The following is a 6,336-nucleotide window of genomic DNA, read 5'->3' as shown; positions in this document are numbered from 1 at the left end:
CAATTACACAGAATAATTCGGTACTATTGAACATCGGGACTAGAGTTGTGGGTTTTGTGTGGTAACTCAACTGATGGCTCTAGTCCTTCTGTTTTTCAAGTCCATTTCTTATCCGCGATTCGGGTTAAGTTTATTAAATTGACTTAAAGTAAAACCCCATTTAGTTCGAAAATGGGGTTACTGTCTTGTTTTCGACACTTTGAAAGTGAAAGACACTTATATCGTTTCTTTTAAATCAGCACTCTCTTCTTTAACGTCCTCATCATCCATATACTTGATTTCAGTCGCGCCATGTAGACCCAATAAACAGCATATAAATTGGAACATGTATTCCTCCTAACTTTAAAAGCTTGATCATGAGCAGAGCTTTTATGCGTGAAAGATAGTACTCGATATTCAATTATTCCAGAAAAAGTCTTACTAAGCTTGCCACCTGCTTCAGATTAATCCTCAAGCATAGGGTAATTAGGTACGTACAGGCTCCTCATCCTGATTTTTTGTTGAGTGATCTTTATCCTTCATCTGGCACATTTTGCTCTTACAAGACTTATAGCAGCAACCCACCATTACGCCTATACCAAATGCACAAATACACTTTATCATTGCTTTGTCCTATATTTTCACTAAAACAGCTATATAAATAGCATCTATTCATGTTTCACTCTTGCAGGGATTGTCAGTTTTTATGTTGCCTATGAAAACTTATGTGAAGGCTACAATTTCAGAAAATGATTCTTTGATAACAAGTAATTCAAACAATAAAAATGTATGATTTTCTACTGAGGAATATTATTAAAATTTTGATCTATAGTTGTTTTATTAAATTTTCTCGATAATCTTAAGATAGTAGCGACTTTTGAAAAAAATATGGATGCGGTTATAGATCATTTTTTATTACTAAACTCTTCGTTCAGGCGGCTTGTAACTTAAAGATCCGTGTGCATTTGTATATTTCTCTCTATACTTTTCTCAGGACGAATAACAGAATCTGAATAATATGAAACTACCTATATGCTTGAGCGCCTTCTTCGTACTTACTTTAACAGGCTGTCAGAAACAGCAGGCAGATGTATCTTCTGAACCAGACCCCACCATTAAAGCGCAGTTTGAACAATCAGATAATCGTTTAAGTGCCTATCTGGATCAACTGGATTCTTCTATAATGAGCATTGAAGAGCGCACCCGTATCCTTTGTAAAGATTATCCTAAAGAATATAAAACTTATTATATGCCAGCACTGCTTAAACTTGCACCTAAAGAATATACTGAACCAGGCTTGCTGAAGGACTTAGATAATGCCCTGAATTTTTATAAGATTAAAGCCAACATTCAGTGTTAATAAAAAATGAACAAATAAAGTCCAAATAAAAACCGCCTGAAAAGGCGGTCTTTATTTTGAAAAAGGATAACCTAAATCACATTAGTGCTGCAGATTCTGCTGATCTTATTGATCGCACCAATGTTATTGATTTTGATTACGCTGATTCTGTTGTTCTTGCTGATTACGTTGCGGCTGTTGTTGTTGCTGCTGATTAGGATTTTGCTGTTTTTGGTTCTGTTGCTGCTGATTAGGGTTTTGTTGGTTGTTTCTTTGACCTTGCTGGTTTTGCTGGTCTTGTTGTTGCTGTTGCTGGTTTTGTTGATTCTGTTGATCTTGCTGGTTCTGTTGATTAGTCATGGGTATTCTCCTTAGGTTTCGCTTTAATCAAAAGCCGATATATATATTTTCGACTTACCCTCTACTCTACTCAGTTTTTAAACTTCGCCAACCCGTAAGCTGTTACATATTAATTCAATGTAAAAAATAGTAATTTAAGTAATTGAAATTTAATTTATAAAGAAACAAAGATTACTTTTTATAATGCAAAAAATACATAATAAAAAATATTAAGCCAAACTTTTCATTCCTTTATAAAAAACAAAAACTTAATAAGGACTTCTTGTAAAAAAGAAAATAATTTAGGTTTAGATACTGAAACAAAAAGAGTATCCACTTTATATAAAATATTTAATTTCAAATACTTAAAAAAATAATAAAATTCATCTATACTATTTTTATAAAGCCTGAAAGAAAAAAATATGTCTATTTTATGCAATTTATTTAAATCTCATACTTACATTAAAACACACTCTATAAAGTAAAAATTTAAAAAAAATGGATTTTCAAAATAACAGAAATATATATCAATAAAATAGAAATAGCTTTAGATTTTTTATTTTCAAATATAAATAAGGCAATAATATTTATAAAAAAAATCAGGCCTTGTATGAATACCTAAAAGACCTGACGGATGTTGCAGTTATTTATCGTATTGAGCAATCACTTTTACAATAATCGTTTGTGATTCTTCCTGCTCTTCAGCGAGATACAGACGCTTTAACTCTTTACTGGTTACTTTAAAATTCAGATTTTGATAAGAAATAGTAGGGGGAATTTGATCAAAATATTGGCCATCCGCATCAATTTCTTCCTGAAATAAAGGTGTACCCAATTGATAGTCCAGACTTTTTAATACGACATATTTTACTGTAGTTTTCATTCTTACCACCTACTTTTACTCAGCTCTTTATTTTTGTTTTACCATTATTCCTATGAGGAAGAAACTATTAATTGCAGAGATTGCCCAAGCTTTAAACAGTCAGCCCCTAGCTCTTCTTTTAAGCTACAAATTTATAAATTTGCAATTTATTTTTACCTTATATCAAAATTAAAGCCCTATTCAGAGTTGATACCCAGCCAGAACCGGTCTAAATTAAACTTAAGCTATCTCTTATCAAAATGTGCATTATGCTCAAAACATGTTGTGAATTACTTGAAGAAAAAGAGATCAAGATCGCCTTCATTGAAAGTGCGAGTTCTGGGTATCTGACCAGTCAGTTCTCCATCTGTAAAGGAGAAGGTGCCGAAACTTTACTGGGCGGTTTGGTCTGCTATGACGTCGGTGTCAAAGTCTCTGTACTGGGTCTATCACAGGATCTAATCAATAGTTACACCGCAGAATCTATGCCTGTCACTGTTGCATTGGCTCAGGCAGGCAAAAAAATGTTTCAGGATGCAGACTGGGTGATTGCCTGTACTGGCCTGCTTAAGCCTGGAGGCAGTGCTACACCAGAAAAACCGGAAGGCACGTTTTTTATCGCGATTGATGATGGAGCTCAGGTTCATCAGTTCCACTACTATTTGAAAGGTACCCCTCAGCAGCGTTTAAACAAATTGGTAGCAGTTTTGGCACATGATATGATTAATCTGCTCAATCAATAAGACTTCATTATTTCTACCCTATTTTATATTTTAAGATAAATTAAGCTTATCCTCACTATAATAAGGTTTGATGAGCAATGAAAATAAAAGCTATCATTTCGGTTTTACTGGTTGGTTTGCCTTGTGCGGCGTTTGCCACAGTGGGCGGACCTCAGAATATTGAAGTCTTAGGGTATGAGGTTAAAGATCAAAAGCTCTACCTGATGCGCCATTATCTGGATGGCCGAGGCCGTTTACCGCAACTGTATTATTATAATTTTAAATCCAAGCAGCCAAACCAGCTGGTGATGGTGAATTCCCTGTATATTAATCCGAAGACCAAACGTATTGATTATGATCAAAGTAGTCAAAAATTTGATCAGGAAATTGCCAAAATCAAGAAGCGTTTAATTCCAGTCATTCCGGTAAAAAAACAGAATATTCGACTTGAATTATTAAAAACCAGCAAAGGCTATGCGTCTGCCTGGTATGATCCACAAGAGAAAGTGCCAAAATGGACCTATCAATATCAAGTAAAATCTGGCTCACAAAAAAGTCTGACTCATCAAGCGGTCAGTTATCAGCAAGGTTTAAAAATCAGCCAGGCCTATAAAGTTCCTAAACAGAATAAAACGCTGGTGACAATCAAATATTTGGGGATTCCTTTTGAAACCGGTTATACCATTGAAGACCCGGTACTGTTAAGCCGTTAAGCTTGAGTTTAATAAAAATAAAGCCTCTCATGAGGCTTTATTTTTTAATCAGCAACTCAGTATTCAGATCAAGCTGCTGAACTACGCTCTGCAATAGGAATGACTTTTCGCAGCTCTGGACCGGTATAGTCTGCGCTTGGACGGATAATACGGTTATCCGCACGCTGTTCCATCACATGCGCTGCCCAGCCAGTTATACGTGACATGACGAAAATCGGGGTGAACAGCTTGGTTGGAATCCGCATAAAGTGGTATGCCGAAGCATGAAAGAAATCGGCATTACAGAATAGTTTTTTCTCACGCCACATCACTTCTTCACAACGTACAGAAACCGGATACAATACGGTATCACCCACATCTTTGGCCAGACGCTCAGACCAGACTTTAATAATGGCATTACGCGGATCAGAGTCTTTGTAAATTGCATGTCCGAAACCCATGATTTTTTCTTTACGTTCCAGCATGCCCAGCATTTCGCGTTCAGCTTCTTCTGGAGACTGCCAGTTTTCAATCATATCCATTGCTGCTTCATTGGCACCACCATGCAAAGGCCCACGTAGGGAACCAATCGCTCCAGTGATACAGGAATGCATATCAGACAGAGTAGAGGCACAGACACGAGCCGTAAAGGTTGAAGCATTAAATTCATGCTCTGCATATAAAATGAGAGACACGTTCATAACCTGCTCATGCAACTCATTGGATTTTTCACCATGCAACAGATGCAGGAATTGTGCGCCGATAGAATCATCATCAGTATTTTCTTCAATACGCACACCATCGTGGCTATAACGATACCAGTAGCAGATGATCGCAGGTAAGGTGGCCAGGATACGATCTGCGACATCCTGCTGCTGTTCGAAGGACTGTTCAGTTTCCAGGTTACCTAGCATGGAAACCCCAGTACGCATGACATCCATAGGATGTGAATCTGCAGGGATACGCTCAAGCACTTCTTTTAGAGCTTGCGGCAAGGCACGTAAAGATTTTAATTTTGCTTTATAGGCTGCTAATTGTTCTGAATCTGGCAATTCACCAAAGAATATTAAATAAGCTACTTCTTCAAACTGACAGTTTTCCGCCAGATCCTGCACGTCATAGCCGCGATAGGTCAGACCTGCACCACTTTTACCGACGGTTGAAAGTGAGGTTTTCCCTGCCACTTGTCCGCGCAATCCTGCGCCAGTAAGTATTTTTCCTTCAGCCATTGTTTTAATTCTCCTGTTTAAACAGTTTATCTAATGTGTTTTCAAAGCTGTGATAGTCTAAAAATTCGTAAAGTTCTTTTCGTTGTTGCATCTGATCTAAAACATGTACCTGTGTACCATGTTCACGAACGGAGCGCATCACCTCAAGTGCTGCTTTTTGCATGGCGCGCGTTGCAGAAAGTGGATACAAGACCATACGTATGCCCTGCTCGGCCAGCTCTTCCGTCGTATAATATGGCGTATCGCCAAATTCGGTAATATTGGCCAGTACCGGTACCCCTACAGCATCACAGACGGTACGGTACATGGTGATGTCCGTCATGGCTTCGGCAAAAATTGCATCTGCGCCCGCTTCAACACAGGCACAAGCGCGGTCAATAACAGCCTGCAGACCTTCTTTTTGTAGCGCATCGGTACGTGCCATCACCACAAAATTGGAATCGGTTTTGGCATCCACTGCTGCCTTAATCCGGTCCACCATTTCCTGCTGGCTTACAATTTCCTTATTCGGACGGTGACCGCAACGCTTTTGTGCCACCTGATCTTCAATATGGACCGCCGCTGCACCAGCCGCAATCATCTGTTTAATGCTACGTGAAATATTGAATGCACCGCCCCAGCCTGTATCAATATCAACCAAAAGTGGCGTATCGACACGCTCAGTAATGCGGCGTACATCTTCCAGAACATTATCTAGACTGGTCATTCCAAGATCTGGTAACCCATAAGAATAGTTTGCTACACCAGCACCAGAGAGATAAATGGCTTTATAACCGACCTGTTTGGCCATCATGGCAGCATAGGCATTTACGGTACCCATAATTTGTAATGGTTTTTCGACTTCAAGTGCTTGTCTAAACTTTAAACCTGCAGACATTTGTTCTGTCATCTTCCCTTCCACAGTTCTGGCTATAATTATTGAAATTTGAGTATACCAATTTGCTTGGTGTACACCATTCCATTCTAGAACAAATACTCTAAAACTTTAGTCAAATAATAGGTTTTTATTGCCGACCCGTTTTTCGTGATTGCCATTATTCTTAATAGAACCCGAATCCTGTTTAAGCCAACCATTCGATTACTCGAATGGTTGGCTTATTTCGGTGGCTCAATTGATATGCGCACAATGAAGCATAAATCCCTCCTAGAAATCCACAAACACTACGTGCTCTAC

General features: G+C 38.3%; 7 protein-coding genes and 1 pseudogene. 3 read left to right on the top strand and 5 right to left on the bottom strand.

Translation table 11 applies throughout. The features are described from left to right. Window positions 1-997: 997 nt before the first annotated feature. The gene (locus E2K52_RS12975; protein ID WP_151205473.1) at window positions 998-1,339 is read left to right on the top strand and encodes a hypothetical protein; all 342 of its coding nucleotides are present in this window, start codon (window positions 998-1,000) and stop codon (window positions 1,337-1,339) included. A gap of 123 nt (window positions 1,340-1,462) precedes the next feature. On the opposite strand, the gene E2K52_RS12970 is transcribed toward E2K52_RS12975, so the two are convergent. Both E2K52_RS12970 and E2K52_RS12965 read right to left on the bottom strand, forming a co-directional pair. Further along, window positions 1,463-1,678, bottom strand: coding sequence for a hypothetical protein (locus tag E2K52_RS12970; RefSeq protein ID WP_151205472.1), 216 nt, complete (start codon window positions 1,676-1,678; stop codon window positions 1,463-1,465). A gap of 622 nt (window positions 1,679-2,300) precedes the next feature. After that, a complete protein-coding gene (locus tag E2K52_RS12965) occupies window positions 2,301-2,540 on the bottom strand; it encodes a hypothetical protein (protein ID WP_151205471.1) in 240 nt (79 codons plus the stop codon). A gap of 248 nt (window positions 2,541-2,788) precedes the next feature. On the opposite strand from E2K52_RS12965, the gene E2K52_RS12960 reads away from it, so the two are divergent. Next, window positions 2,789-3,262, top strand: a complete 474-nt coding sequence (locus E2K52_RS12960) for a CinA family protein (RefSeq protein ID WP_151205470.1) — start codon at window positions 2,789-2,791, stop codon at window positions 3,260-3,262. 77 nt (window positions 3,263-3,339) lie between these two features. Then, a complete protein-coding gene (locus E2K52_RS12955) occupies window positions 3,340-3,954 on the top strand; it encodes an aminotransferase (protein ID WP_151205469.1) in 615 nt (204 codons plus the stop codon). Window positions 3,955-4,022: 68 nt separating this feature from the next. On the opposite strand, the gene prpC is transcribed toward E2K52_RS12955, so the two are convergent. The 3 genes and pseudogenes from prpC to E2K52_RS15490 form a co-directional block, all read right to left on the bottom strand. After that, window positions 4,023-5,162, bottom strand: coding sequence for a 2-methylcitrate synthase (gene prpC, locus E2K52_RS12950; protein WP_151205468.1), 1,140 nt, complete (start codon window positions 5,160-5,162; stop codon window positions 4,023-4,025). A gap of 4 nt (window positions 5,163-5,166) precedes the next feature. Next, window positions 5,167-6,051, bottom strand: coding sequence for a methylisocitrate lyase (gene prpB, locus E2K52_RS12945; RefSeq protein ID WP_151205467.1), 885 nt, complete (start codon window positions 6,049-6,051; stop codon window positions 5,167-5,169). A gap of 172 nt (window positions 6,052-6,223) precedes the next feature. Further along, window positions 6,224-6,336: pseudogene (locus tag E2K52_RS15490) on the bottom strand (IS982 family transposase); the annotation flags it as partial.

Origin of the sequence: Acinetobacter sp. RF14B (assembly GCF_006864105.1) — a bacterium.
Lineage (GTDB): Bacteria > Pseudomonadota > Gammaproteobacteria > Pseudomonadales > Moraxellaceae > Acinetobacter > Acinetobacter lwoffii_C.
This window is presented reverse-complemented; position numbering and strand designations above follow the sequence as displayed.